Source organism: Citrobacter sp. Igbk 16, from assembly GCF_028069755.1.
In the GTDB taxonomy this organism is placed as follows: domain Bacteria; phylum Pseudomonadota; class Gammaproteobacteria; order Enterobacterales; family Enterobacteriaceae; genus Citrobacter.
Genome location: NZ_JANEWJ010000014.1, coordinates 43,350 through 68,681 on the forward strand (window position 1 = coordinate 43,350; position 25,332 = coordinate 68,681).

Below are 25,332 nucleotides of genomic sequence, written 5' to 3' on the forward strand. Positions count from 1 at the left end.
CCAGAATTGGGTGAATTTCCCTCCGTCCAGGAGGGGTTTGTAAAGAATACCACAATGTTGGTATGTGTGTTCCAATATGGTTAAAAGAAAGTGAATAAAATCCATCAAGAAGAAGTCAAAAATGTGATGAATTGTGCAGGATCGCGTCAGTTGACCCTCTGGAAGCGTGAGGATTTGCAACATCCTCAGCCAGATGAAGTCGCTGAAGAAGTGCCCGTTGCGTTGGTTTACAACGGAATTTCGCACGTGGTGATGATGGCATCACCGAAAGATCTTGAGCACTTTGCGATGGGTTTTTCGCTGTCTGAAGGCATTATTGAATCCCCGCAGGATATTTTTGGCATGGATGTGGTGCCTTCCTGCAATGGATTGGAAGTCCAGGTTGAACTGTCCAGCCGTCGTTTTATGGGGCTGAAGGAGCGTCGTCGCGCGCTGGCCGGACGTACCGGTTGCGGCGTTTGTGGCGTGGAGCAGCTCAATGACATTGGCAAACCGGTCCAGCCTCTGCCGTTTACCCAGACATTTAACCTGGCGAACCTCGATACCGCATTACGGCATTTGCACGATTATCAGCCCGTGGGACAGCTCACAGGCTGTACGCACGCTGCGGCCTGGGTACAGCCATCAGGCCATTTGACGGGGGGCCATGAAGACGTGGGTCGCCACGTTGCGCTGGATAAACTGCTGGGACGACGCGCAGTAGAAGGGGAAAGCTGGCAACAGGGCGCGGTGCTAGTTTCCAGCCGCGCCAGCTACGAGATGGTGCAAAAGTCGGCGATGTGTGGCGTGGAGATCCTGTTTGCTGTTTCAGCCGCCACGACGCTTGCCGTGGAAGTTGCCGAACGTTGTAACCTGACGTTGGTGGGTTTTTGCAAACCGGGCAGGGCGACGGTCTACACGCATCCGCAACGTCTGATCGCGCTGTGACGCCACCAGGCGGCCAGAATGCTGCCTGAAAATGCCAGCTCCATGATTACGGCAACTGGCGAGCCGACAATCACATTGTTCAGTAGCCAACACAGGCTACCGCACAATGTGTAACTCCGTAGTTTTCCGCTGTGTTTTTGAAACGACGCAAAGGTCATCAGCAGGCTTCCCATCAGCGGCAAAATACTCGACAGATTTTGCCAAAGATAAACGCTACACAGCAGCGATCCCAGCATAAATCCCCACATCGCCCAGCGGTGAAACGTGACGATGGCCGTCGCGTAGCGGCATGCGGCAATGATCATTAACCCAGCCGCAGCGTGTTGATCCAAAAGATAGAAATGGATAGCCAATAGGGAAGTGGAGCTGGTGAGCAGAGATAAAGTGATAGCCCGGCGCTGAAAATGAAAAGCGGAAATATCCAGTAAGAAGCTGATGCCAGCCAGCATCTGAGAGAGAAGAAATGCGTTCATTGTGGTCGCCATCTATGAAAGAGTGACGGGACAATAATCGACGCATCAGCGTAAGGCGTTAACCTTTGTTAAGACGCTGGCGAATACGAGACAGGCTAACGGGGGTAATGCCGATATAGTTGGCGAGATCGCGCTGAGTGAGTTGCGACTCCCAGTCCGGGAAGTGTGTTTGTACATACTGGTAGCGCTGTTCTGGGGTATTGAGCAGCAGCATTTGTTCTTTTTTCTCTTTGTAGATCAACTGCTGGACCAGTAGCTGGGTCTTAATATCCTGATTTTCCGGCGCATCCAGCAACGCCAAGGGGATTTCAGTGGTTTCACCAGCGGCGATCATTTGCAGACTGTAATCAGCAGGCGTGTTGGTTAGCCAGTTCAGGTACAGAAAGCAGTACTCCCCGGCAAAGTAGAACTCTTTAACCCTTTCAACGCCGCTATCTGCGTGATACACCGCACGTGCAACGCCATGATGTAAAAGATGAATTTTACTTTGCGGTTCACCCTGACGCAGTAACCAACTTCCCGCCGGTTGCGTTTTTCTTCGGCTGCCTGCAAGCCACTGTGATTCCCGATTATGTGACATCTTATCTCTCAAATAATTTGAATAAGACTGGCAAATCCTTCCGCTTTTAGTTGTGTGATATGAAGGCTACTATTTATCACATCAAGGCACAGTGCCTTACTCAAACAACTAAGTGAAAGGGTTTATATCATGAAAAGCATCAAAACTTTTGTCGCAGTTATCGCTCTCGCTACTTCTTTCGGTTCTTTCGCTGCCCAGACTGTTACAGCGACCGGCTCCACACTGGAAAGCGCTGAAGCTAAAATTGCCGCTCAGGCTGAACGTGCGGGTGCCAGCGATTATAAAATCACTCAGGCTTACACCGGTAACCGTGTGCATATGACCGCTGAACTGCTGAAATAAGTTATCTCAGTACGGTAGAAAGAGCGCCCCAGGGGCGCTTTTTTAGTTTATACCCGCCATTCTCAGCAGTGCGGTTACCACTGCTGCAGCGATAATCACCACAATCAATGGCGTCTTGCGCCAGGCGAGAAAGACCGCAAAACCCACACCGAGTACGCGCGCCATGCCGGCAAAGTGTTCGCCTTCATAAAAGGTGGTTGCCAGCGCGACGGAGAACAGTAATACCGTTGCAGCATCAGAAAGCAACGCCTGTGAACGTTCAGAAAAGGCTAAACGCCCTCCCAGTTTTGCTCCCCCTAAGCGCATTAAATATGTACCCAAAGACAGCACGGCAATCCCGACGATAAACAGCGTCATATTACCCATTATTTTTTCCTCGCCAGTAAGCCAAACAGTGAGAGCAGTACCGGCAAGCCTACCGGTGCGAAAGGTACGGACGCGAGTGACAATGCGGCCCCGCTACAGGCACGGATGAGCGTGGTGCGGTTTTTAAAGGCCGGAACCACTAAGGCCAACAGAATGGCAGGGAAAACGGCATCCAACCCAATGGTTTCAGGTGCCGGGAGCAGCTTACCGACACCGGCACCGATCAGTGTGCCAATCGGCCAGAAAATGGCGACGCCCAGACCGCATAACCAGTAGGCGGCTTTACGTTGTTCCGGTGTTTTCTGCGACAGGCCGAACACCACGCTTTCATCGTTCATGATATGGCAGCCGAGAAAACCGGCGGCGCGAGTGCCGACCAGATCGCGTACCGTCACGCCAAACGGCACATGTCGGGCATTCACTAGTAACCCGGCGGCGGCGGCTGCCAACGGATTTCCGCCGCTGGCGATAATACCGATGAACATAAATTCAGAAGCCCCGGCCAGCACGGTAATCGAGAGTACAAAGGGCACCCACAGCGGGAAGCCGTAAGCCATTGCCAGCGAACCGTAAGACATGCCTACCACGCCGACGGCCAGGCACACTAAAAAAATTGCTTTTATCGTGTCGCCTTTGAGGCTGGAGAAATAATGTTTCATACTGTTTTAGCCATATCGAACGAATTTCCATTATAATGAACGGAACAGAATTGCTTTACAAGTCGAACGATTCGTTCGATATAAAAAACATAGAGTCGAATATGACCCAACCCATCAGTATGATTGCCAAAAGTCTGGTGCGCGAACGTCAGCGTACCGGTTTGTCGTTGGCAGAGATTGCGCGCCGTGCGGGGATTGCAAAATCTACGCTTTCCCAGTTGGAAGCCGGTAATGGAAATCCTAGCCTGGAAACGCTGTGGTCACTGTGTGTGGCGCTGGATATCCCCTTTGCCCGATTACTGGAACCGCAGGAGCAAAAAACGCAGGTGATTCGCCGCGGTGAAGGGACAAAAGTGGTGGCGGAACAGGCCCATTATCAGGCGATTTTATTGGCAGCTTGCCCTCCAGGCGCTCGACGGGATATCTACCTGCTGCTGACGCAACCCGGTGCAGACCGCATTTCACAGCCACATCCACCGGGATCGGTGGAGCATATTATTGTGACGCAGGGGAAGGCGCTGGTCGGGTTGACTGAGGCACCGGAAGCGTTGGGTGAGGGAGACTATATCTGTTATCCCGCCGATCAAGCCCATATCTTTAAAGCACTGGAGCCGGATACCCAGGCGATTCTGGTTTCTGAGCAGAACTAACTGTTATGTTGCGTTGTGCCGGATGCGGCGCGTTAGCGCCTTATCCGGCCTACAAGACTGAGCAAAATTGAATTGTCGGATGGCGCTATCGCTTATCCGACCTACAAAAAATAAAACCGTAGGCCCGGTAAGCTTGCGCCACCGGGCATATAACTTACAGCAGATAAAATACGTCTTTTAGCGCTGAGCTGACCGGGCTGTTGTCTGCATTGGTGGGCATTACGTCACGCATATACTTCCACCAGCGCTGGCAAACCTCAGTCTCGGCGACGGCATTCCAGCGCGCTTCGGACTCGATCTCGACTGTGGCAAACAGCAGGTTGCGCGTCTCATCGAGATAAATCGCGTAGTGATGTGCGCCGTGGGCTTTCAGCACTGCTTCCAGCTCGGGCCAGATCGGGTTATGCCGACGTTGATACTCAACGTGCGCATCGGCATTCACCTGCATCACAAAGGCTTTGCGGATCATAACGCCTCCAGATACAGCTCGCGGACTTCATCGCGGCTGGCTGTGCGTGGGTTACAAGGCGCACACGGATCGGCCAACGCTTTGTCCAGCCAACCTTCGATATCTTCTTTGGTTACCCCAAGCGAACTAAAGCCGACAGGAATACCTACGCGTTTGCTCAGTGTGCGGATCGCGTTGATGGCTTCCATACTTGCTGCCTCATCGGTCATGTCGCGGGTATCGACACCCATTGCCTGCGCCACGCGGGCAAAGCGTGCCACGGCGTTGGGGCGATTAAAATTCTCGATTATTGGCAGCAGGATGGCATTGCAAACGCCGTGCGGCAGGTTGTGTGTCGCGCCCGGCTGGTGCGCCAGCGCATGTACCAGGCCAAGACCGGCACTGTTGAACGCCATACCCGCGAGATACTGGCCAAACGCCATCTGCTCACGGGCATCAAGGTTATGCCCATCGTCGACAGCTTTTGGCAACCACAGATTAATCAGGCGAATCGCTTCTAACGCGTTGGCATCGGTCAATGGATGTGCGCCGACGGAGACATAGGCTTCAATGGCGTGGGTCAGGGCATCCATACCGGTCGCGGCAGTCACGGACGCCGGTATCTCCAGCATCACGCTGGCATCATCCACGGCGATATCCGGAATGATGTTCGGGTCGATAATGACCTCTTTGACCTTACGCGCGGAGTCAATAATGACTGCATTGCTGGTCATTTCCGCCGCCGTACCTGCGGTGGTGTTAATGGCAACCAGCGGTACGCCCGCATTTTTCACTTTTCCCACCCCGGAGTACGCCGTGGAGGGACCCGGGTTAGCGGTCAGGATCTTCACTGCCTTAGCGGTATCGATCGGGCTGCCACCGCCGAATGCGATAATGTAGTCACATTCTGCGGCCTGATATGCTGCAAAACCCTGCTGCACCAGCTCCTCTGTCGGGTTCGGGAACACCTCATCAAACAGGTGGTAAGACATCTGATGTTCATCCAGCGCGGCAAACAGGCTATCCAGCAAACCCAGCTTCACCAGTTGGCCATCGGTGACGATCAGCGCTTTGCCCCATTGTTTGTTCGCCACAAGGCTCACCATATCGCGGATTGCCCCTGCGCCATGCAGACTGATTTTTGGTAATGCCAACATAAAGCTCATCACTATTCTCCTTAACAATAAAATCCTGTAGGCCGGATAAGGCGAAGCCGCATCCGGCGTTGAGTGGGGAGGTATCAGTACAGCTCTATGGCACTGGTCAGCGGGGTCACGCCAAAACGTTTGCCGAGTGCGATCAGCTCTTCACGTGTGATGGTTTGCTTCATACCGCCCATCGAATAAATTTTGACTAACACCTCAGCGGATTTTTCTGCGGTGTCGATCAAGCCGAACGCTTCGTCAAGCGTTGGCCCACTGCCGAATACGCCGTGGAACGGCCACAGTACCAGCGAGTGTTGCTGCATTTCCTGCGCGGTAGCCTGACCGATCTCATCGGTACCCGGTACCATCCACGGTAGAATGCCGACGCCATCCGGGAACACGACCAGACATTCGGTGCTGCCTTCCCACAGCTTACGGGTAATCAGTGCCGTGTTGTTTTCCAGTACGTAGGTCAGTGCGATCAGATTGGTGGCGTGGCAGTGCATGATGACGCGGTCTTTGCCGTTGGTGGCTTTAATGCGTTCACAGTGAGAGAGGAAGTGGGCCGGCAGTTCTGAAGTCGGTACGGCTTCATGGGTCAGACCCCACAGGATGTGATAACCCGCGCCGTCGCTGTCAATTTTCACCACGCCTAAATTGGCGGCCGGGTCGAGCTGAACATTACGGAAGAACTTGCCGGAACCGGTGACGATAAATGAGGTGTTCGCCAGCATCGGCATAGGCTGACTCAGCGCAATATAGCGCGGTTTTTCGTGGAAATCGGCGCTAAATGGCGCAATATCTGCTTCATCAAGACGTAACGTCAGGTTACCGCCGTTGCGTTCATCCCAGCCTTTCAGCCAGGCATCAGAAGTCGCTTTGATCATCCCCTGGACGAACCAGGACGTGGTAATGTTTTGCATGTCGGTGTTCCTGTTTATTGCCCGAACGTTATCGGGTCTTACGCTGGCCGGATAAGCGCAGCGCCATCCGGCAATCGTGTTTCATTCACTGCCGGATGGCGACGCAGGGCGTCTTATCCGGCCTACAAGCCTGGCGTCACGCTTAGCTACGTTGGCTCAGAATCTCTTTTTCATAAGCGCGCACACTTTCCAGCCACTGGCTACCGGCTGGGGTGTCGTGACGCTGGCAGTACATCTCCCAGACGGCCTGCCACGGCAGCGATTTTTGTTCTTCCAGCAGGGCCAGACGGGCGGTGTAGTCGCCGCTGGCTTCGAGCTGACGTAACTGTTCGGTTGGTTCTAACAGCGCACGTAACAGGGCTTTTTTCATATTGCGGGTACCGATAACCCATGCGGCAATGCGATTGATTGAGGCGTCGAAGAAGTCGAGACCAATGTGTACGCGGTCGAACAGGTTGTGGCGCACAATCTCACTGGCAATCGCCTGAGTTTCATCATCCAGCAGCACCACGTGGTCGCTGTCCCAACGAACCGGACGGCTGACATGCAGCAGCAGGCGCGGTACGTACAGCATGGCGGCGGAGATCTTGTCGGAAATGACTTCGGTCGGATGGAAGTGACCCGCATCCAGACATAGCGCGGTTTGACGGCTGGTGGCGTAACCCATATAGAACTCGTTGGAGCCCACGGTGTAGCTTTCAGCGCCGATACCAAATAGCTTGCTCTCAACGGCATCGATATGGTGCGCCGGGTCGAACTTCTCGCTGATCACGTCATCCAGCGCTTCCAGCAGACGCTGGCGTGGCGCTAAACGGTCAACGGTGATGTCTTTCATGCCATCCGGGATCCAGATGTTCATCACCGACGGCGTACCCAGTTGCTCGCCGAAATACGCGGAAACGCGGCGGCTGGCTTTACAGTGGTCAATCCAGAACTGGCGGATATGGTCGTCGGCGTGCGCCAGCGTGAAACCGTCGGCACTCAGCGGGTGTGAGAAGCAAGATGGGTTGAAATCCAGCCCTAAGCGGTTCACTTTTGCCCATTCCACCCAGTTTTTGAAGTGTTCGGGTTTGATTTGGTCGCGGGCAACCGGCGTCTCTGATTCCAGATAAATGGCATGCAGATTCAGACGTTTAGGGCCAGGGATCAGACTGAGCGCCTGCTCCAGATCGGCACGCAGTTCGCTGGCGTTACGCGCTTTGCCCGGATAGTTACCGGTTGCCTGAATTCCACCCGTGAGCGAACCTTCCGGGTTTTCGAATCCGGCTACGTCGTCGCCCTGCCAGCAGTGCATGGAGACCGGCAGACGATCGAGCTGGCGTAATGCTTCCTCGACATCAATACCTACCGCTGCGAAACGCAGTTTTGCCAGTTCCCAGGCTTGTTCAAGTTGAGTGGTCATGCGCAAAGCTCCTTTGTCTGTCGTAATGGTTGAAACTGCGCTTTGTGGCGGGCAATTTCACTTTCAGGATTGGGGATGAAGGTTGTCAGGTCGTAGTTAGCGCGTACCACCTGGCGGAAATCATCGACGTTGTTTAGCTCATCCAGCGTCATCAACTGGACGCCAATATTGCCGAGCGTGGAGGCCTCAATAGGCCCGGATATGACGCGAATACCGCAGGCATCCGCGCAAAGTTGGTTGAGTAATGCGTTCTGGCACCCACCACCGACGATGTGCAGTTGGTGAAATGCTTCGCCGCGAAGCTCAGCCAGTTCCTGCAGGATATCGGCGTACAGCAACGCCAGACTGTCGAAAATACAGCGCGCCAGTTCGGCATCTTGCATTGGCACAGGCAGGCCAGATTCCCGGCATGCTGCCTGAATTTCCGCGCTCATGTCGTCAGGATTGATAAAGCGCTCGTCGTTGGGGTTAATCAGAAACTGGCAGGCCGGCAGCGCCTGGGTTTGGGCGATAAGCGCAGGCAGGTCGGTTATCTGCCGCTCTTTTAACACGCGCTGGAGTAGCCACAGCCCCATGATGTTTTTCAGCACGCGGTAGCGTCCTTCCGCGCCGCCTTCGTTGGTGATATTCGCCGCCAGTGCCGCATCGTTGGCATATGGGGTTCGGCTTTCAAAACCCATCAGTGACCAGGTGCCTGAAGAGAGGTATGCGCTGTGTTTATCGGCCAGCGGTGAAGCGATCACCGCGCTGGCGGTGTCATGGCTGGCGACGGCAACCACCGGGATTTGATTTTTCTGCGGGCAAATCCAGTGACCAATTACGTTCCCCGGATGCGTGGGGCGGCCAAACCACGCTTTGTCGGCACCGCTCCAGGCCAGTAGGGTTTCGTCCCAGTCGTCGGTGTTGATATTGACTAACTGGGTGGTGGTGGCGTTGGTGTATTCCCAGTTCATTTCTCCGGTCAGGCGATAGCTGAAGTAATCGGGGATCAGCAGGGCATGCGCCACCTGGGGGATCAGTTTTGGTTGCTGCTCGATCAGCGCGCGGAACTGATACAGGGTATTAAAGGGCAGAAACTGAATGCCGCTACGGCGATAGATTTCACTTTGACCTGGCTGCGTCATGGCCCGCGACATAATGCCGTTCGTGCGGCTATCGCGATAAGAGACTGGCAATCCGACACGCTGACCGTTTTTATCGATCAGGACATAATCCACGCCCCAGGTATCAATGCCGATGCTGTCGATCCGAATGCCTTGATCACAGACTTTCTGCAGACCGAGGCGAATGTCGTTTTCCAGGCTGTCGATGTCCCAGGTGTCAAAACCGTCTGTTTTTTGCAGGCAGTTAACAAAGCGGTGGATTTCACGCAGTGTCAGGGTACGGTGTTCACTGTCGTAACGCGCCAACATTACGCGTCCACTGGATGCACCGAGATCAACAGCGACACAATGGCGAAGAGTCATAGCGAGGTCCTTCTGAGTTTCATTGCACTCAGTCTAAGAACCCGTGAAATGGCGTACCTTCTTGTTAATGACAACGACAATAGGCGGCTGGCAGCATGGCAAAGGTGAACGTGATAGCGTTCACAGTTTCTACTAATAGGGATGGTTTCTTCTGATGTGAGCCCTTTCGCAATTCCCGATCTTTCCCGCTATTTCTTGAAGAATTGACCGTGTTTACGCACTTTGGCGTCAAAAATTTAAGGTGAGGGTGATAACCCTTAATTACTATTCAGCCATGTTCATTTGATCGGGGTGGATGTCATCATGACCGTATTGCATTGCGTGGATTTTTTTCCGACAGGTAAAGCGCCCGTGGCGATTGAACCCCGGCTTCCTCAGCCTGCTTTTCCAGAGCATCATCATGATTTTCATGAAATTGTAGTGGTTGAGCATGGTACGGGAATTCATGTATTCAATGGACAGCCTTATACCATTAGCGGGGGAACGGTGTGTTTTGTCCGTGATCATGACAGACACTTATATGAACATACTGACAACCTGTGTCTGACCAATATTCTGTATCGTTCCCCGGATGCGTTTCAGTTTTTGGCCGGGCTGAATCAGTTGTTACCCCAGGAGCTGAATGGGCAATATCCATCGCACTGGCGGGTGAATCAGAGCGTGCTGCAGCAGGTTCGGCATCTGGTGGGACAAATGGAAAATCTTGGTGAGGCAATGGATACCCCAACGGCGGCAAATCGTGAGATCTTGTTCATGCAGTTGTTGGTACTGTTGCGTAAAAGTAGCCTGATGGCAGCGGCAACAGATAATGATGCGCGGCTGAACCAACTACTGGCATGGCTGGAGGATAATTTTGCCGACGAAGTGTGCTGGGAAGCCGTAGCCGAGCAGTTTTCGCTCTCTTTACGTACTTTGCACCGTCAGCTTAAACAACAGACCGGGCTGACGCCACAGCGCTATCTCAACCGCCTACGGCTTATCAAAGCCCGCCATTTGCTACGTCACAGTGATGACAGCGTGACGGACATCGCTTATCGCTGCGGGTTTGGTGACAGTAACCATTTTTCGACGCTGTTTCGCCGGGAGTTTAACTGGTCGCCGCGCGATATCCGACAGGGACGCGATGTCATTACTGGAAGCAGCCTCCAGTAACGCGAAAGCTATCAACGTTTTTTGCCGTCCGTTTGCTGATAATCATACCCTTTTATGCCGGATGGCGGCTGTGCCTTATCCGGCCTACGTGGATGCTCTGTAGACCGGATAAACGTAGCGCATCCGGCAAGCGTTCAGGTTGAGGTGATGTGATGGTGAATCATCTGGTCCTTCTGAAATCAGACTTTTTTGCGAATGGCCACCAGGCCGTCGCGGTGGCCGATCGTTACCCGCAGGATGTGTTTGCCGAACATACTCATGAGTTTTGCGAGCTGGTGATGGTGTGGCGCGGCAATGGCCTGCATGTTCTCAACGATCGCCCGTACCGGATAACCCGTGGCGATCTGTTTTATATCCGTGCCGAAGACAAACACTCCTACACCTCAGTTAACGATCTCGTCCTGCAAAATATCATTTACTGCCCGGAACGGCTGACGCTGAATGTCGGCTGGGAAAGCGCGATCCCAGGATTTAACGGTTCGCCGCGACAGCCTCACTGGCGGCTCGGCAGCGCTGGTATGTCCCAGGCCCGGCAGATAATTAGTCAGCTTGAACACGAGAGTAATCAGCGTGACCCGCTGGCTTTTGAAATGGCTGAATTGCTGTTTGGGCAACTGGTGACTCATTTCAAACGGCATCGCTATGCCACGGATACGCTGCCAGCGACATCAAGTGAAACGTTGTTGGATAAGTTGATTACCGCGTTGGCCGGGAGTCATGAACATGCCTTTGCGCTGGATAAATTCTGCGAGCAGGAACAGTGCAGTGAGCGAGTTTTGCGTCAGCAGTTTCGCAGCCAGACCGGAATGACCATCAACCAGTATCTCCGCCAGGTGCGGGTTTGCCATGCTCAGTATCTGCTCAAGCACAGCAGACTGATGATCGGTGAAATTTCTATGCGCTGCGGCTTTGAAGACAGTAATTACTTTTCGGTGGTATTCACGCGAGAAACCGGGATGACGCCGAGCCAGTGGCGTCATCTCAGTAGCCCGAATGATTAACTGGCCATCCCCAGACCGACAATATTTGCCGCGAGAATAATGACCACGCAGCCGAGGCTCAGTACGCTGACCGGGCGGCGGCCCGCGTTTTTCCACTCTTTCAGCACCAGACCAACAATGCCGCCGCACAGGACATAGAAGCTCATGTGCAGCATCCAACTGACATAATCATACTGCGCCGGAATGCGAGCGTGGCCCCAGGCGTAGAAGAAGAATTGCAGATACCACATTAGGCCACCGAGCGCGGACAGCAGCACGTTGGTGATGATCAGCGGTTTGGCTAACGAGAAGTCGGCTTTTATCGAAAGATCTTTCACTTTTGCCAGACGAATAAAGCAGAAGCCCAGGTTGACTAAAGCACCGCCGCCCATGATGACGACATAGCTTGGCAGTGCGACATACAGCGGATCAACGCCCAGCGCGGCAGCAGCATCGTGCATGGGTTTCGCCGCGTTCATCGCAAAGGACATCCCGGCAGAGAAAATGCCGCACATTACCGCCAGCAACAGCCCCTTCTTCAGGTTGAACTCTTCTGCTTTGATGCCCATTTTACGTTCTTTCAACTGCCCTGCGCGGGTCACAATGCCCACGCCGATCAGCGCGACCAATACGCCCAGTAGCGTCATGCGTCCGCCATTGGTGTTGATCAGCACATCAAAGTTACCGTTGATGATAGGGGTCATCAGCGTGCCGACAATCAGGGTAATACCAATCGCAATACCAATCCCCATCGACATGCCGAGATAGCGCATGGTCAGGCCATAGTTGATATTACCGATCCCCCACATCGCGCCAAACAGGAATACCGGTGCCAGCGTGGAGAGGCTAAAAGAGCTGAAGTAGGCCCAGAAATTGGGAAGTAACATGGCGCTGATAGTCCATGGCAGGATAAGCCAGGAGACGATCCCGCCAACCGACCACATTGTTTCCCATGACCAATGTTTAACTTGTTTGAACGGGGCATAGAAACAGGCTGCGCTGGCTGCGCCTATCAAATGCCAAAGAATACCCATCGTAATCGCGTTACTCATGACTGAATCCTCGTTATTTTTTATCGTCGGTCATAACCCCTCCGACACAACGAGTTTAAAAATTACGCAGATGATTAACCTTTTGACGATTGCCGCCTTTGTCCTCTTGTTGGCAATCATCACGTTAACTGGGTGATTTGGCTCACATCTTCAGTAATGGTGATGAATAATTAAGACCCTGTAAAAAGTACGGCATTGATAATCATTTTCAATATCATTTAATTAACTATAATGACCCAACTGCTTACGCGGCGTTAACACTGGCCGCCCGACAATACTGGAGATGATTATGAGTTATACACTGCCATCCCTGCCGTACGCTTATGATGCCCTTGAACCGCACTTCGATAAGCAGACGATGGAAATCCACCATACCAAACACCACCAGGCTTACGTAAACAACGCTAATGCTGCGCTGGAAAGCCTGCCTGAATTCGCGAGCCTGTCTGCTGAAGAGCTGATTACCAAACTGGATCAGCTGCCTGCGGATAAGAAAACCGTTCTGCGTAACAACGCTGGCGGTCACGCTAACCACAGCCTGTTCTGGAAAGGCCTGAAAACCGGTACCACGCTGCAGGGCGACCTGAAAGCGGCTATCGAACGTGACTTCGGTTCCGTTGACAACTTCAAAGCTGAATTTGAAAAAGCAGCAGCCACTCGTTTCGGTTCCGGCTGGGCGTGGCTGGTTCTGAAAGGTGACAAACTGGCTGTTGTTTCCACCGCTAACCAGGATTCCCCGCTGATGGGCGAAGCTATCTCTGGTGCTTCCGGCTTCCCAATTGTGGGCCTGGACGTCTGGGAACACGCTTACTACCTGAAATTCCAGAACCGTCGCCCGGACTACATCAAAGAGTTCTGGAACGTAGTGAACTGGGACGAAGCTGCCGCGCGTTTTGCCGCAAAAAAATAAGTTTAATGATGCCTGAAACCTGAGAGCGTTATGCTGATCAGGTCGGGATCTGATGACGTGATACAGCCCCTGCAAGCGATGCCTGTGGGGGCTTTTTTGTGATCAAAATCAACATAGGAACATTGATCCATTTAAATTGAAACAAGGTTTTATTATGCGAGTGGGATCACTTTTATAGTTTCTCTGAATGTCTATCTTCTTTTCATCAAGACGGGCGCATCTCAAAAGCAAGATGCAGTCGCCCATAAAAATTGCCCCATTTTTATGTCTACAGGTGATGGAAATGCAGATCAAACGTACGATAGAGAAAATCCCAGGCGGTATGATGTTAGTACCACTTTTTCTGGGCGCGTTATGTCACACCTTTTCACCCGGTGCCGGGAAATACTTCGGCTCATTTACCAACGGTATGATCACCGGTACGGTGCCGATTCTGGCCGTCTGGTTCTTTTGCATGGGGGCGTCGATTAAGCTGAGCGCTACCGGAACCGTACTGCGTAAATCCGGCACGTTAGTGATAACCAAGATCCTGGTCGCATGGGTGGTCGCGGCGATTGCATCGCGCATTCTTCCTGAACATGGCGTGGAAGTGGGGTTCTTCGCCGGGTTGTCCACGCTGGCGCTGGTGGCTGCAATGGATATGACTAACGGCGGGCTGTATGCCTCGATCATGCAGCAATACGGCACCAAAGAAGAGGCTGGGGCGTTTGTCCTGATGTCGCTGGAGTCAGGTCCGTTGATGACCATGGTCATTCTGGGAACCGCCGGGATTGCGTCGTTTGAACCGCATGTATTTGTGGGGGCGGTATTGCCGTTCCTGATTGGTTTTGCGCTGGGTAATCTGGATCCTGAGCTGCGGGAATTCTTCAGTAAAGCCGTGCAGACGCTGATCCCTTTCTTTGCCTTCGCATTGGGTAACACTATTGATTTGAGCGTCATTGCGCAGACTGGCGTTCTGGGTATTCTGTTGGGCGTAGCGGTCATTATCATTACCGGCATTCCGTTGATTATTGCCGATAAACTGATTGGTGGTGGGGATGGTACTGCGGGGATTGCGGCGTCCAGTTCTGCTGGCGCGGCCGTTGCCACACCGGTGCTGATTGCTGAAATGGTTCCGGCGTTCAAACCGATGGCACCAGCGGCCACCTCCCTGGTGGCGACCTCAGTGATTGTAACCTCGATCCTCGTACCGATTATCACATCCATCTGGTCGAAAAGAGCCAAAGCCAGAGCGGCGGAAATTGATCTTCGCGGTACCGTGAAGTAAGCCTCTTTTGCCGGATGGTCTGCACCATCCGGCTTAATGCGTTAACCTTTGACGACGAACACCTCATCAATAGTCCGACACTCACTCTCGTTCAACTCTCCACCCGCGTTTCGTGATACTCCGGTGCAATAGCCAAACTTCCGTGACACAACGGTCTTGATGGTAGTGACAAAATCCTCGCCGATGGCGTAGATGGACATGTAGGTGCCAATCTTATCCTGAATCTCACGCAGCGCCGCCAGATCGCCCTGCTTAAACGCCTCGCGTGCGCTGACAAACAGCTCAGGCATAACGTTGTTGAGGCCCGAGATGATCCCCGCGCCGCCAGCCAGCAGGTTAGGAATGTAGTATTCGTCATAACCCGACAGCACCGCAAAATCTTCCCGCACGGCACGGGTTGTCTGGATCATGCTGCGGGTGTGGGACTGGCAGTCCACGGTGTCTTTAATGCCAGCAAAGTTCGGGAATTCCGCTGCCAGCGTGGCAACCAGTTCAGGCGTTAAATCGCAACCGGTTCGCGCCGGGAAGTTATAGGCAAACCATTTGCCGCTGAGCTTCTGTCCCAACTGGCGAAAGTAGCTTAGTAGCTGCTTCGACGTTTGACCGTAGTAGTATGGCGGCAGGATCATGACGGCATCGTATCCGGCGCGATGCGCCTCCTGGGCCATCAGCAAAACATCATTCTGGCAGGTGGATGAGACGTTCGCGACCATCTTCAGCGAGCTCATGGCACGGGCTTCACGGATCAGCAACAGCCTTTCTTCGAGCGTAAAGGAAGCAAATTCCCCAATGCTGCCCATCAACAAAATAACGTCGATTTTTGCCTCAGTAAGGCGTTTGAGATGCTGGCTCAGACCATTGAGATCGATCTTGCCATCATTGTCCATTGGCGTAATGGAAGGACACCAGACGCCAGCAAATTGCGATTGACCAGTCACGTTGTCGACTCCTTAATTGAAATGATGTTTCAAAACAAGATTACATTGATAGCATGTGTCCCTAAGTTTCATGTGAACCGTGCTCTCATTTTGAGCGACTGGGGTAAAATAAATATGGTGTAATGGGAGAAATTTATCGGGAGAGGGAACAGATGCGATATCCGGTCGATGTTTTTACAGGCAAGATTCGGGACTACACGGGAAGCCGTCCCAGCGCGATTGCTAAAGTTCAGGTCGATGGCGAGTTGATGCTGACTGATCTGGGGCTCACGGGCGATGAACAGGCGGAGACTAAAATTCATGGCGGGCCGGATCGCGCGCTGTGCCACTATCCGCGTGAACACTATCAGCACTGGATACAAGAATTCCCCGAACAGGCGGAGTTATTTGTCGCCCCCGCCTTTGGGGAGAACCTCTCGACGCTTGGGCTGACCGAAGAGAATGTCTATATCGGCGATATTTTCCATTGGGGCGAGGCGCTGATTCAGGTCACACAGCCGCGTTCACCGTGTTTTAAGCTGAATTTTCATTTTGGCATTAGCGATATGGCCAGTCAGATGCAGGCTTCGGGGAAGATAGGCTGGTTGTACAGTGTTATCGCGCCGGGGCAAGTGTCCGCGGATGCGCCGCTGGAACTGGTGTCGCGTGTGAGCGATGTCAGTCTGCGGGAGGCCATTGCTATTGCGTGGCATATGCCGTTTGACGATGACCAGTATCACCGTCTGCTGTCAGCGGCAGGATTATCGAAAAGCTGGACCAGGACAATGCAGAAACGTCGCCTGAGTGGCAAAATTGAAGACAATGCCCGACGGTTATGGGGCAGTCATCCCCCTCAGGAAAGGACGGAAGTGTAATGACTGAATCTGAAAATGCGGTGGCAATTGTTAAAGCGTTTCTGATTGCCTCGATGATCCCCGATGCTGAGCGTGCAGCGACGTTTACGCATCCTGAGGTGAAGATTACCTTTACCGGACGGCGAGAAATGGCCGGTGCAGCGGATATTGCCCGCTTTAATGGCGAACGCTATAAGTGGGTAAAAAAAGCGCTGGGTGAGTTTGATGCGGCAGCGCACGAAGACTGCGTAGTGGTTTATTCGAACGGTACGCTGTATGGCGAATGGCCTGATGGTCGTGCGTTTGCGGGCAACCGTTATATCGATCGCTTTGAAGTCCGCGAGGGAAAAATTACCCATATGGATGTGTGGAATGACAGCGCAGAGTGGATCCTCGCGCCAGAAATTTCCCGCCTGGCGTAAACCTGTGATGGTGTATAAAAAATCGGCCTACACGATGTAGGCCGAAATTGATTAGGTACGTTTGTACAGCGGTAGCCAAAGCACCAGACGTAGACCTCCCAGCGGACTGTCCTCTGCCTTCACCCAGCCTCGATGCTGCTGAATAGCGGTTTCAACAATCGCCAGACCCAGACCTGTCCCACCGGACTCACGATCGCGCGCTTCATCGGTGCGATAGAATGGACGGAAAATCTGCTCTCTGTCTTCAGGACTCACGCCTGGACCATCGTCGTCTACGGTGATGGTAATCCCGTCAATATCCACCGCGAAGCCAACTTCAATCTTCGTATGTGAATAGCGCAGGGCATTACGCACAATGTTTTCCAATGCGCTTTCCAGTGCGTTCGGGTTGCCATACAGCGGCCACGGTCCCGGCGGGAAATTCACGGTAAGCGATTTGCCCATCTGCTCGGCTTCAAAGGCGGCGTTATCCAACACGTCGCCCCATAGCTGATTAGCCTTCACGGTTTCACTGACCAGCGCGTTCTTCTGCTGATTACGCGACATCACCAGCAGGTCGTTGATCATGCTGTCCAGCCGATGCGCTTCTGTTTCAATGCGCTCCAGCTCTTTGCTCTCACCGCTACGACGGCGCAGCAGCGCAGTCCCCAGTTGCAAACGTGTTAGTGGCGTTCTCAACTCGTGAGAGATGTCCGACAGCAGGCGTTGCTGTGTGGTCATCATGCGTTCCAGCGCGGTCACCATCTGGTTAAAACTGGCACCTGCCGCCAGAAATTCCTGCGGGCCGGCTTCCAGTTCCGGATGCTGACGCAGGTTACCCTGTGCCACCTCATCCGCAGCATTTTTCAGCTTACGCGCTGGTTTTGCCAGGCTCCATGCCAGCCAAAGCAGCAGCGGCGAGCTGACGAGCATGGTGACGATCAGCAGCAACAGTGGCCTGTCAAACAACAGGTTGATGAAATCAGACTGTGAACTGCTGGCTGGTCGAATGAGATACAGCTGGTAGTTATCTTCACCGTCTCTGACGGAGAAGGGCCCGACCATCTCAACGCGACCATATTTTTTCTTCTGCGGATGATCAGCGTTATCAGCCTGACCAATAAAGTTACGAATGATCTGCATTTCGTTGCGTTCTGCGCCGATCACACGTCCTTCGGTAGTGACAAGCAATAACCGCTGTCCTGGCGGCGCCCACTTGTCGATGGCACGGAACAAGCGACGCCACCACATCAGATCGTTGGGTGGGTCGTTCGCCAGCTCAGCTTCCACGTGTTGCTCGATCATCAACCCCTGGCGCTGCTCGCTGTCCAGTAGCTCGGTCATCTGACGTGAGTCGAGCTTGGGCAGCATCAGTACCAACATCAACACCAGCGCCAGCGTTAACCAGAAAATGGCAAAGATGCGTGCGGTTAAGCTTCCTATCATGAAGCGGAGACCATCAGGTAGCCGCGACCACGCAAGGTTTTAAACCACGGGTGCCCGTCTTTTCGCTCTGGCAGCTTACGACGTAGGTTCGAGATGTGCATGTCGATAGCGCGGTCAAACGGCGTCAGGCGTTTGCCCAGGACTTCCTGACTCAGGTGTTCACGAGAAACGACCTGGCCGAGATGCTGTGCCAGTAAATAAAGCAGGGTGAATTCGGTGCCGGTTAACTCCAGGGTTTGCCCATCAAAGCTGGCTTCCTGGCGACCCGGATTCAGGCTTAACGCATCCACTTCCAGCGTCGGCGAGCCATTATCGCTGGTCTGCTGTTGTTCGCTCCAGTGAGAGCGGCGCAGAATAGCGCGGATACGCGCAACCAGTTCGCGGTCGTTAAAGGGTTTGGGTAAATAGTCGTCTGCACCCAGCTCAAGGCCGAGTACGCGATCCAATTCGCTGCCGCGAGCGGTCAGCATGATTACGGGCGTCTGGTGTGTCTGGCGAAGCGCTTTCAGTGTATCGATGCCGTTTTTCTTCGGCATCATGACGTCGAGCAAAAGTAAATCGATGCTGTCATCCAGAAGCTCAAGTGCCTGCTCCCCATCATGGGCAACCAGCACATCGAAACCTTCCATTTCGAGCAACTCCTTTAACAGGGAAGTCAGCTCTCGGTCATCATCAACTAACAGGATTTTATTCATTGTTTACGTACCTCCGAGGCAGAAATTACGTCATCAGGCGTCGCTAATCTATGACTTTACGTTGTTTTACACCCCCTGACGCATGTTTGCAGCCCGAATCGTAAACTGTCTCTCGTTGAATCGCGACAGAAAAGATTTTGGGAGCAAGTGATGGGCAAAGTTACCGCTGCCGTCATGGCCTCAACGCTGGCACTCAGTACTTTAAGCCATGCAGCTGAAGTCGTCACAGGCGATCACTGGCACCTGGGTGAAGGCTCATCGCAGCGCAGCGTACAGAGCCACATGTTTGACGGTATCAGTTTAACCGAACATCAACGTCAACAGATGCGAGATTTAATGCAGCAGGCAAGACACGAACAGCCTCCTGTAAATGTTAGCGAAATGGAGACAATGCATCGTCTTGTCACCGCAGAGAAATTTGATGAAAGCGCTGTGCGCGCTCAGGCAGAAAAAATGGCACAAGAACAGGTTGCCCGCCAGGTTGAAATAGCCAGGGTCCGCAACCAGATGTATCGCCTGTTAACGCCCGAGCAGCAAGCGGTTTTAAATGAGAAACATGAACAACGAATGGAGCAACTGCGCGATGTAACGCAATGGCAAAAAAGCTCATCGTTGAATTTATTGAGTAGTAGCAACTCACGTTCCCAGTAGTAACCCTGTTTTCCTTGCCATAGACACCATCCCTGTCTTCCCCCACATGATGTGGGGGTTTTTTTTGCCCAAAATTTGTCACTCGGTTATTGCCTGACTGTTTTACTTCATCCGTTATACTAGCGGCATATCCTGGCAGGAGTGTTTATGAATCAAACCTATGGGCGACTGGTCAGTCGGGCGGCAATCGCTGCGACCGTGATGGCTTCTCTGTTACTTTTGATCAAAATTTTTGCGTGGTGGTACACCGGATCGGTCAGTATTCTGGCGGCATTGGTGGATTCCCTGGTCGATATCGCTGCGTCGCTAACCAATCTGTTGGTGGTGCGTTATTCGTTGCAGCCAGCAGATGATGAGCACACGTTTGGGCACGGGAAAGCTGAATCTCTGGCGGCGCTAGCGCAAAGTATGTTTATTTCCGGTTCGGCGTTGTTTTTATTCCTGACCGGGATTCAGCATCTCATCCAACCGACGCCGATGAAAGATCCGGGTGTCGGGGTAGTTGTCACCGTTATTGCGTTAATTTGTACTATCATTCTGGTCACGTTTCAGCGCTGGGTGGTGAAACGTACGCAAAGTCAGGCTGTACGGGCAGATATGCTTCATTATCAGTCTGATGTTATGATGAACGGTGCGATTCTCGTTGCGCTTGGACTGGCCTGGTATGGTTGGCATCGTGCGGATGCCTTGTTTGCGCTCGGGATTGGCATCTATATTTTATATAGTGCATTACGCATGGGGTATGAGGCAGTTCAATCCTTGCTGGATCGCGCCTTACCCGATGAGGAACGTCAGGAAATTATTGATATAGTGACGTCATGGCCAGGTGTCAGCGGCGCTCACGATCTTCGCACGCGGCAGTCAGGGCCGACCCGCTTTATTCAGATTCATTTGGAAATGGAAGATAATCTGCCGCTCGTTCAGGCGCATTTAGTGGCTGAGCAGGTGGAGCAGGCAATTTTACGGCGTTTCCCGGGATCGGATGTGATTATTCACCAGGATCCCTGTTCAGTCGTACCCAAGGAAGGCAAGATGTTTGAGCTTTCATAATTCGTTGTAAAAAGTGAGCCGGGCCAGCATTTTGTGTATAAATTACCACCATTTGGCCTGACCTGAATCAATTCAGCAGGAAGTGATTGTTATACTATCTGCATATTCGTTGGATCGTTTCGATATGCGGAATCGACTTCCGGCAGCAGATTTCATTTTGCATTCCAAAGTTCAGAGGTAGTCATGATTAAGAAAATCGGTGTGTTGACAAGCGGCGGTGATGCGCCGGGCATGAACGCAGCAATCCGTGGTGTTGTACGTGCAGCGTTAACGGAAGGACTGGAAGTCATGGGGATCCATGATGGCTACCTGGGTTTGTATGAAGACCGTATGGTCCAGCTTGACCGCTACAGCGTGTCCGACATGATCAACCGTGGTGGTACTTTCCTCGGTTCTGCTCGCTTCCCGGAATTCCGCGACGAAAATGTGCGTGCAGTGGCTATCGAAAATCTGAAGAAACGTGGCATCGACGCATTGGTTGTTATCGGTGGTGACGGTTCTTACATGGGTGCAAAACGCCTGACTGAAATGGGCTTCCCGTGCATCGGCTTGCCGGGCACTATCGACAACGATATTAAAGGCACCGACTACACCATCGGTTATTTCACCGCATTGGGTACCGTCGTCGAAGCGATTGACCGTCTGCGTGATACTTCTTCTTCTCACCAGCGTATCTCCATCGTTGAAGTGATGGGCCGTTACTGCGGCGACCTGACCCTGGCTGCAGCAATTGCCGGTGGCTGTGAATTTGTCGTGGTTCCGGAAGTTGAATTTAGCCGTGACGATCTGGTTGCTGAAATCAAAGCCGGTATCGCAAAAGGTAAAAAACACGCCATCGTAGCGATCACTGAGCACATGTGTGACGTTGATGAACTGGCACATTACATTGAAAAAGAAACGGGCCGTGAAACGCGCTCTACCGTACTGGGTCACATCCAGCGTGGTGGTTCTCCGGTTCCTTACGACCGTATTCTGGCATCCCGAATGGGCGCATATGCTATTGAACTGCTGCTGGCAGGTCATGGTGGTCGCTGCGTCGGTATTCAGAACGAGCAACTGGTTCACCACGACATTATCGACGCTATCGAAAACATGAAGCGTCCGTTCAAAGGTGACTGGCTGGACTGCGCGAAAAAACTGTACTGATTGTATTTTTTGCGCGCCAGATGGCGCTACGCTAATCAGGCCTACAGGTTGCAGAAACTTGTAGGCCGATAAGGCGTTAGCCGCCATCCGGCAATCCCTCAGATTTATTCCTCGAAGTTATAGCAAATCTTTTTTTATTCTTTAATGTTTGGATCGCTTTCTGGCACGCTTTGCTCATCACAACACCACATAAGAGAGCTGGGCGATGAACAAATGGGGCGTAGGGTTAACATTATTGCTGGCATCGACCAGCGTTCTGGCAAAGGATATTCAGTTACTTAACGTATCGTACGATCCAACACGTGAACTGTACGAACAGTACAACAAAGCATTCAGCGCACACTGGAAGCAGGAAACAGGCGATAACGTCGTTATCCGGCAGTCGCACGGCGGCTCTGGTAAGCAGGCGACCTCTGTCATCAACGGTATCGAAGCCGATGTCGTGACGCTGGCGCTGGCTTACGATGTGGATGCCATTGCTGAACGTGGCCGTATCGATAAAAACTGGATTACACGCTTGCCGGACAATTCTGCGCCTTACACCTCCACCATTGTCTTCCTGGTACGCAAAGGCAACCCAAAGCAAATTCATGACTGGAACGATCTGGTCAAACCGGGTGTGTCAGTGATTACTCCAAACCCGAAAAGCTCAGGCGGCGCACGCTGGAACTATCTGGCGGCATGGGGCTACGCTCTGCATCACAACAACAACGATCAGGCCAAAGCGCAGGACTTCGTCAAGGCACTGTTTAAAAACGTTGAAGTACTGGATTCCGGTGCGCGGGGCTCAACCAATACATTTGTTGAACGAGGGATTGGTGATGTGCTGATCGCCTGGGAAAACGAAGCGCTGCTGGCAACGAACGAGCTGGGTAAAGATAAATTCGAGATAGTCACCCCAAGTGAGTCTATCCTCGCTGAGCCGACCGTTTCCGTTGTCGATAAAGTCGTGGAAAAGAAAGATACCAAAGCGGTGGCAGAAGCTTACCTGAAGTATCTCTATTCCCCGGAAGGTCAGGAGATTGCGGCGAAAAACTACTATCGCCCGCGTGATGCTGACGTCGCGAAGAAATACGAAAGCGCATTTCCGAAACTGAAACTGTTCACCATTGATGAAGAGTTTGGCGGCTGGACGAAAGCGCAGAAAACGCATTTTTCTAACGGCGGTACCTTTGACCAGATCAGCAAACGCTAAAGGTTGAGGTCACGGCAGAACCCGGTGGCATAGCGCGACCGGGTTTTTTATTTGTCATCGTTTTGCGTTACTCTTGCGCCTCAATGGGATACAGGGAACGCGTAATGAAAAAAGCAGGTTATCTTTTACTGGCGGTTATTGTGGTCGCCGCCGCTGCGGGCATAGGGTACTGGAAATTCAGCGGTAACCCGGACGCGTTACGCCAGATAGTCCTTGAGCAATGCCTGCCACATCAGTTGCAGCAGCACAATCCCGCGCCGTGTACTGAAGTTAAACCCGATGCCGGATATGTGGTGTTCAAAGACCGAAACGGTCCGCTGCAATATCTGTTGATGCCAACCTACCGTATCAATGGCACGGAGAGCCCGATGCTGTTGGAATCTGGAACACCGAATTTTTTCTGGCTAGCCTGGCAGGCACGTAGTTTTATGAGTCAAAAATACGGTCAGGAGATCCCTGATAAGGCGGTATCGCTGACAATTAACTCACGTACCGGGCGTACGCAAAATCACTTTCACATTCATATCTCCTGCCTGCGACCCGACGTCAGAACGCAACTGGATGACAATATGGCGAAAATTAGCACTCGCTGGTTGCCATTGCCCGGCGGATTGCGCGGGCATGAATATCTGGCGCGTCGTGTGACGGAAAACGAACTGGCGCAGCGCAGCCCGTTTATGATGCTGGCTGAAGAGGTGCCGGATGCGCGTGAGCGGATGGGAAGCTATGCGCTGGCGATGGTGCGTCAAAGCGACGAATCCTTTGTCCTGCTGGCGACTCAGCGTGACCTGCTGTCGCTGAATCTCGCCTCTGCTGAGGAAATCCAGGATCATCAATGTGATATTCTGCGTTAGCCCCCCTTAATCTGGCGTTTACTCTCTTTGCCTGTCCCCGTATTCTTGTTGAAAAAAACAACAGGAGACAGGCATGTCGCTCTGGCTTTCACACCCTCTGTTTGTTCCCTCTCTGGTGGTCGGCGTCACCATTTTGCTTTGGGCGACGTCGCTGCTGCCGGAATTTATCACGGCGCTGCTGTTCTTTGCCGTGGCGATGGTGGCCAAAATCGCGCCACCGGATGTCATCTTTGGTGGCTTTGCCTCATCGGCGTTCTGGCTGGTCTTCAGTGGTTTTGTGCTGGGCATCGCGATTCGTAAAACGGGGCTGGCGGACCGGGCAGCGAGGGCATTGTCGTCAAGACTGACAGACTCCTGGCCATTAATGGTCGCGAGCGTGGTGCTATTGAGTTACGCGCTGGCGTTCGTCATGCCGTCTAACATGGGACGTATTGCGCTGCTGATGCCGATTGTGGCGGCGATGGCGAAACGGGCTGGAATTAACGACGGCACGCGCGCCTGGTATGGTCTGGCGCTTGCCGTCGGTTTTGGTACCTTCCAGCTTTCCGCCACGATCTTACCTGCTAACGTACCAAACCTGGTGATGAGTGGCGCAGCGGAAGGTTCCTGGGGTATCCACTTGAATTATCTTCCCTATTTGCTGCTGCATACACCCGTGTTGGGTTGGCTAAAAGGTGCGGTGCTCATTGGTCTTATCTGCTGGCTGTTTCCCGGCCAACCTCATGCGCCGCGCGATCTGACGCCGCCTGAACCAATGAGTCGTGATGAAAAACGTCTGGCCTGGATGTTAGCGGTGGTGCTGTTTCTGTGGGTCAGCGAAAGCTGGCATGGCGTGGGGCCGGCATGGACCGGGCTGGTGGCGGCGGTGATTACGCTGTTGCCGCGCGTAGGATTTATTAATGGCGAAGAATTTTCCAGTGGGGTGAATATCCGTACCTGCATTTACGTGGCGGGTATCCTGGGACTGGCCATCACCGTGACGCAGACCGGTATCGGTAGCGCGGTAGGCGAGGCGCTGTTACAGGTGATGCCGCTGGATGCGGACAAACCGTTTACCAGCTTCCTTGCATTGACCGGCATTACCACCGCACTCAATTTTATCATGACGGCGAACGGCGTTCCGGCACTGTATACCACACTGGCACAAAGTTTTTCAGATGCGACCGGCTTCCCGCTACTCTCGGTGATTATGATTCAGGTATTGGGCTATTCCACACCGCTATTGCCGTATCAGGCATCACCGATTGTGGTGGCAATGGCGTTAGGAAAAGTACCGGCAAGAGCTGGAATGCTGCTGTGTATCACGCTGGCGGCGGCAACGTATCTGATACTGCTGCCGCTGGATTATCTGTGGTTTAGCGTGTTGGGGAAATTATAGTTG

28 protein-coding genes are annotated in these 25,332 nt (G+C 52.9%); 15 read left to right on the forward strand and 13 right to left on the reverse strand.

The features are described 5' to 3' along the window. Positions 1-90: 90 nt before the first annotated feature. Positions 91-927: a formate dehydrogenase accessory sulfurtransferase FdhD gene (gene fdhD, locus NNO03_RS11355; RefSeq protein ID WP_271441467.1), complete on the forward strand. Its 837-nt coding sequence runs from the start codon at positions 91-93 to the stop codon at positions 925-927. On the opposite strand, the gene NNO03_RS11360 is transcribed toward fdhD, so the two are convergent. Both NNO03_RS11360 and NNO03_RS11365 read right to left on the reverse strand, forming a co-directional pair. Next, on the reverse strand, positions 894-1,400 hold the full coding sequence (locus NNO03_RS11360; RefSeq protein ID WP_271441468.1) for a YgjV family protein: 507 nt from the start codon (positions 1,398-1,400) through the stop codon (positions 894-896). The two genes, fdhD and NNO03_RS11360, sit on opposite strands and share 34 nt — an antisense overlap. 58 nt (positions 1,401-1,458) lie before the next feature. Further along, positions 1,459-1,980, reverse strand: a complete 522-nt coding sequence (locus tag NNO03_RS11365) for a Crp/Fnr family transcriptional regulator (protein WP_271441469.1) — start codon at positions 1,978-1,980, stop codon at positions 1,459-1,461. Positions 1,981-2,109: 129 nt separating this feature from the next. Between NNO03_RS11365 and NNO03_RS11370 the strand changes: the two genes are divergently transcribed. Continuing rightward, the gene (locus NNO03_RS11370; protein ID WP_003825262.1) at positions 2,110-2,322 is read left to right on the forward strand and encodes a DUF1471 domain-containing protein; all 213 of its coding nucleotides are present in this window, start codon (positions 2,110-2,112) and stop codon (positions 2,320-2,322) included. A 42-nt stretch (positions 2,323-2,364) separates the two neighbouring features. On the opposite strand, the gene NNO03_RS11375 is transcribed toward NNO03_RS11370, so the two are convergent. Then, positions 2,365-2,688: an AzlD domain-containing protein gene (locus NNO03_RS11375; protein ID WP_137381438.1), complete on the reverse strand. Its 324-nt coding sequence runs from the start codon at positions 2,686-2,688 to the stop codon at positions 2,365-2,367. Then, the gene (locus NNO03_RS11380) at positions 2,688-3,347 is read right to left on the reverse strand and encodes an AzlC family ABC transporter permease (RefSeq protein ID WP_271449560.1); all 660 of its coding nucleotides are present in this window, start codon (positions 3,345-3,347) and stop codon (positions 2,688-2,690) included. Before NNO03_RS11380 ends, NNO03_RS11375 begins: the two co-directional genes overlap by 1 nt. Before the next feature lie 101 nt (positions 3,348-3,448). Here NNO03_RS11380 and NNO03_RS11385 point away from each other — a divergent pair, with 101 nt between their 5' ends. After that, positions 3,449-3,997 carry a helix-turn-helix domain-containing protein gene (locus NNO03_RS11385; protein WP_271449561.1) on the forward strand — a complete coding sequence of 183 codons (549 nt, stop codon included), beginning with the start codon at positions 3,449-3,451 and terminating at the stop codon, positions 3,995-3,997. A gap of 154 nt (positions 3,998-4,151) precedes the next feature. Here NNO03_RS11385 and rhaM read toward each other — a convergent pair whose 3' ends face one another. From rhaM to rhaB, 5 genes are all read right to left on the reverse strand, one after another. Then, the gene (gene rhaM, locus NNO03_RS11390) at positions 4,152-4,466 is read right to left on the reverse strand and encodes an L-rhamnose mutarotase (RefSeq protein ID WP_271449562.1); all 315 of its coding nucleotides are present in this window, start codon (positions 4,464-4,466) and stop codon (positions 4,152-4,154) included. Next, entirely contained in the window at positions 4,463-5,611 is a 1,149-nt protein-coding gene (gene fucO, locus NNO03_RS11395; RefSeq protein WP_271449563.1) for a lactaldehyde reductase, read from the reverse strand. Before fucO ends, rhaM begins: the two co-directional genes overlap by 4 nt. Positions 5,612-5,685: 74 nt before the next feature. Next, positions 5,686-6,513: a rhamnulose-1-phosphate aldolase gene (rhaD, locus tag NNO03_RS11400; protein ID WP_271441474.1), complete on the reverse strand. Its 828-nt coding sequence runs from the start codon at positions 6,511-6,513 to the stop codon at positions 5,686-5,688. Positions 6,514-6,655: 142 nt separating this feature from the next. Further along, positions 6,656-7,915 (reverse strand): L-rhamnose isomerase, encoded by a 1,260-nt coding sequence (gene rhaA, locus NNO03_RS11405; RefSeq protein ID WP_271449564.1) that lies wholly within the window; start codon positions 7,913-7,915, stop codon positions 6,656-6,658. After that, on the reverse strand, positions 7,912-9,381 hold the full coding sequence (gene rhaB / locus NNO03_RS11410) for a rhamnulokinase (protein WP_271449565.1): 1,470 nt from the start codon (positions 9,379-9,381) through the stop codon (positions 7,912-7,914). Before rhaB ends, rhaA begins: the two co-directional genes overlap by 4 nt. 303 nt (positions 9,382-9,684) lie before the next feature. Between rhaB and rhaS the strand changes: the two genes are divergently transcribed. Together rhaS and rhaR are read left to right on the forward strand one after the other, a co-directional pair. Continuing rightward, positions 9,685-10,533, forward strand: coding sequence for an HTH-type transcriptional activator RhaS (gene rhaS / locus NNO03_RS11415; protein WP_271449566.1), 849 nt, complete (start codon positions 9,685-9,687; stop codon positions 10,531-10,533). A gap of 152 nt (positions 10,534-10,685) precedes the next feature. Beyond that, on the forward strand, positions 10,686-11,534 hold the full coding sequence (gene rhaR, locus NNO03_RS11420) for an HTH-type transcriptional activator RhaR (RefSeq protein ID WP_271449567.1): 849 nt from the start codon (positions 10,686-10,688) through the stop codon (positions 11,532-11,534). On the opposite strand, the gene rhaT is transcribed toward rhaR, so the two are convergent. Further along, entirely contained in the window at positions 11,531-12,565 is a 1,035-nt protein-coding gene (gene rhaT, locus NNO03_RS11425; protein ID WP_271449568.1) for an L-rhamnose/proton symporter RhaT, read from the reverse strand. The genes rhaR and rhaT overlap by 4 nt on opposite strands. A gap of 289 nt (positions 12,566-12,854) precedes the next feature. Between rhaT and sodA the strand changes: the two genes are divergently transcribed. Together sodA and kdgT are read left to right on the forward strand one after the other, a co-directional pair. Further along, positions 12,855-13,475, forward strand: coding sequence for a superoxide dismutase [Mn] (gene sodA, locus NNO03_RS11430; protein ID WP_003840480.1), 621 nt, complete (start codon positions 12,855-12,857; stop codon positions 13,473-13,475). Between the two features lie 283 nt (positions 13,476-13,758). Next, on the forward strand, positions 13,759-14,742 hold the full coding sequence (gene kdgT / locus NNO03_RS11435) for a 2-keto-3-deoxygluconate transporter (RefSeq protein WP_003028743.1): 984 nt from the start codon (positions 13,759-13,761) through the stop codon (positions 14,740-14,742). Between the two features lie 41 nt (positions 14,743-14,783). On the opposite strand, the gene NNO03_RS11440 is transcribed toward kdgT, so the two are convergent. Further along, positions 14,784-15,680 (reverse strand): dihydrodipicolinate synthase family protein, encoded by an 897-nt coding sequence (locus NNO03_RS11440; protein WP_137381448.1) that lies wholly within the window; start codon positions 15,678-15,680, stop codon positions 14,784-14,786. Between the two features lie 152 nt (positions 15,681-15,832). On the opposite strand from NNO03_RS11440, the gene yiiM reads away from it, so the two are divergent. Further along, entirely contained in the window at positions 15,833-16,534 is a 702-nt protein-coding gene (gene yiiM / locus NNO03_RS11445) for a 6-hydroxyaminopurine reductase (protein WP_271449569.1), read from the forward strand. Beyond that, positions 16,534-16,935, forward strand: coding sequence for a nuclear transport factor 2 family protein (locus NNO03_RS11450; protein ID WP_271449570.1), 402 nt, complete (start codon positions 16,534-16,536; stop codon positions 16,933-16,935). The genes yiiM and NNO03_RS11450 overlap by 1 nt, the downstream gene beginning before the upstream one ends. A gap of 51 nt (positions 16,936-16,986) precedes the next feature. On the opposite strand, the gene cpxA is transcribed toward NNO03_RS11450, so the two are convergent. Together cpxA and cpxR are read right to left on the reverse strand one after the other, a co-directional pair. Then, positions 16,987-18,360 carry an envelope stress sensor histidine kinase CpxA gene (gene cpxA, locus NNO03_RS11455; protein ID WP_137381451.1) on the reverse strand — a complete coding sequence of 458 codons (1,374 nt, stop codon included), beginning with the start codon at positions 18,358-18,360 and terminating at the stop codon, positions 16,987-16,989. Further along, a complete protein-coding gene (gene cpxR / locus NNO03_RS11460) occupies positions 18,357-19,055 on the reverse strand; it encodes an envelope stress response regulator transcription factor CpxR (RefSeq protein WP_048214010.1) in 699 nt (232 codons plus the stop codon). The genes cpxA and cpxR overlap by 4 nt, the downstream gene beginning before the upstream one ends. A 150-nt stretch (positions 19,056-19,205) precedes the next feature. Between cpxR and cpxP the strand changes: the two genes are divergently transcribed. From cpxP to NNO03_RS11490, 6 genes are all read left to right on the forward strand, one after another. Then, positions 19,206-19,706, forward strand: coding sequence for a cell-envelope stress modulator CpxP (gene cpxP, locus NNO03_RS11465; protein ID WP_137381452.1), 501 nt, complete (start codon positions 19,206-19,208; stop codon positions 19,704-19,706). A 147-nt stretch (positions 19,707-19,853) separates the two neighbouring features. Further along, positions 19,854-20,756, forward strand: a complete 903-nt coding sequence (gene fieF, locus NNO03_RS11470) for a CDF family cation-efflux transporter FieF (RefSeq protein WP_137381453.1) — start codon at positions 19,854-19,856, stop codon at positions 20,754-20,756. A gap of 183 nt (positions 20,757-20,939) precedes the next feature. Continuing rightward, entirely contained in the window at positions 20,940-21,902 is a 963-nt protein-coding gene (gene pfkA, locus NNO03_RS11475) for a 6-phosphofructokinase (protein WP_003028778.1), read from the forward strand. A gap of 205 nt (positions 21,903-22,107) precedes the next feature. Then, positions 22,108-23,097 (forward strand): sulfate/thiosulfate ABC transporter substrate-binding protein Sbp, encoded by a 990-nt coding sequence (gene sbp, locus NNO03_RS11480; RefSeq protein WP_271449571.1) that lies wholly within the window; start codon positions 22,108-22,110, stop codon positions 23,095-23,097. A gap of 104 nt (positions 23,098-23,201) precedes the next feature. Next, positions 23,202-23,951, forward strand: coding sequence for a CDP-diacylglycerol diphosphatase (locus NNO03_RS11485; RefSeq protein WP_271449572.1), 750 nt, complete (start codon positions 23,202-23,204; stop codon positions 23,949-23,951). A gap of 73 nt (positions 23,952-24,024) precedes the next feature. Continuing rightward, positions 24,025-25,329: an SLC13 family permease gene (locus NNO03_RS11490; RefSeq protein ID WP_271449573.1), complete on the forward strand. Its 1,305-nt coding sequence runs from the start codon at positions 24,025-24,027 to the stop codon at positions 25,327-25,329. The last annotated feature ends 3 nt before the right edge of the window (positions 25,330-25,332 follow it).

What these genes read in the sequence shown, in the direction of transcription:
- NNO03_RS11360 (WP_271441468.1), bottom strand. Translation starts at nt 1,400, where the DNA reads ATGAACGCATTTCTTCTCTCTCAGATGCTGGCTGGCATCAGCTTCTTA.
- NNO03_RS11365 (WP_271441469.1), bottom strand. Translation starts at nt 1,980, where the DNA reads ATGTCACATAATCGGGAATCACAGTGGCTTGCAGGCAGCCGAAGAAAA.
- NNO03_RS11370 (WP_003825262.1), top strand. Translation starts at nt 2,110, where the DNA reads ATGAAAAGCATCAAAACTTTTGTCGCAGTTATCGCTCTCGCTACTTCT.
- NNO03_RS11375 (WP_137381438.1), bottom strand. Translation starts at nt 2,688, where the DNA reads ATGGGTAATATGACGCTGTTTATCGTCGGGATTGCCGTGCTGTCTTTG.
- NNO03_RS11380 (WP_271449560.1), bottom strand. Translation starts at nt 3,347, where the DNA reads ATGAAACATTATTTCTCCAGCCTCAAAGGCGACACGATAAAAGCAATT.
- NNO03_RS11385 (WP_271449561.1), top strand. Translation starts at nt 3,449, where the DNA reads ATGACCCAACCCATCAGTATGATTGCCAAAAGTCTGGTGCGCGAACGT.
- rhaM (WP_271449562.1), bottom strand. Translation starts at nt 4,466, where the DNA reads ATGATCCGCAAAGCCTTTGTGATGCAGGTGAATGCCGATGCGCACGTT.
- fucO (WP_271449563.1), bottom strand. Translation starts at nt 5,611, where the DNA reads ATGAGCTTTATGTTGGCATTACCAAAAATCAGTCTGCATGGCGCAGGG.
- rhaD (WP_271441474.1), bottom strand. Translation starts at nt 6,513, where the DNA reads ATGCAAAACATTACCACGTCCTGGTTCGTCCAGGGGATGATCAAAGCG.
- rhaA (WP_271449564.1), bottom strand. Translation starts at nt 7,915, where the DNA reads ATGACCACTCAACTTGAACAAGCCTGGGAACTGGCAAAACTGCGTTTC.
- rhaB (WP_271449565.1), bottom strand. Translation starts at nt 9,381, where the DNA reads ATGACTCTTCGCCATTGTGTCGCTGTTGATCTCGGTGCATCCAGTGGA.
- rhaS (WP_271449566.1), top strand. Translation starts at nt 9,685, where the DNA reads ATGACCGTATTGCATTGCGTGGATTTTTTTCCGACAGGTAAAGCGCCC.
- rhaR (WP_271449567.1), top strand. Translation starts at nt 10,686, where the DNA reads ATGGTGAATCATCTGGTCCTTCTGAAATCAGACTTTTTTGCGAATGGC.
- rhaT (WP_271449568.1), bottom strand. Translation starts at nt 12,565, where the DNA reads ATGAGTAACGCGATTACGATGGGTATTCTTTGGCATTTGATAGGCGCA.
- sodA (WP_003840480.1), top strand. Translation starts at nt 12,855, where the DNA reads ATGAGTTATACACTGCCATCCCTGCCGTACGCTTATGATGCCCTTGAA.
- kdgT (WP_003028743.1), top strand. Translation starts at nt 13,759, where the DNA reads ATGCAGATCAAACGTACGATAGAGAAAATCCCAGGCGGTATGATGTTA.
- yiiM (WP_271449569.1), top strand. Translation starts at nt 15,833, where the DNA reads ATGCGATATCCGGTCGATGTTTTTACAGGCAAGATTCGGGACTACACG.
- NNO03_RS11450 (WP_271449570.1), top strand. Translation starts at nt 16,534, where the DNA reads ATGACTGAATCTGAAAATGCGGTGGCAATTGTTAAAGCGTTTCTGATT.
- cpxA (WP_137381451.1), bottom strand. Translation starts at nt 18,360, where the DNA reads ATGATAGGAAGCTTAACCGCACGCATCTTTGCCATTTTCTGGTTAACG.
- cpxR (WP_048214010.1), bottom strand. Translation starts at nt 19,055, where the DNA reads ATGAATAAAATCCTGTTAGTTGATGATGACCGAGAGCTGACTTCCCTG.
- cpxP (WP_137381452.1), top strand. Translation starts at nt 19,206, where the DNA reads ATGGGCAAAGTTACCGCTGCCGTCATGGCCTCAACGCTGGCACTCAGT.
- fieF (WP_137381453.1), top strand. Translation starts at nt 19,854, where the DNA reads ATGAATCAAACCTATGGGCGACTGGTCAGTCGGGCGGCAATCGCTGCG.
- pfkA (WP_003028778.1), top strand. Translation starts at nt 20,940, where the DNA reads ATGATTAAGAAAATCGGTGTGTTGACAAGCGGCGGTGATGCGCCGGGC.
- sbp (WP_271449571.1), top strand. Translation starts at nt 22,108, where the DNA reads ATGAACAAATGGGGCGTAGGGTTAACATTATTGCTGGCATCGACCAGC.
- NNO03_RS11485 (WP_271449572.1), top strand. Translation starts at nt 23,202, where the DNA reads ATGAAAAAAGCAGGTTATCTTTTACTGGCGGTTATTGTGGTCGCCGCC.
- NNO03_RS11490 (WP_271449573.1), top strand. Translation starts at nt 24,025, where the DNA reads ATGTCGCTCTGGCTTTCACACCCTCTGTTTGTTCCCTCTCTGGTGGTC.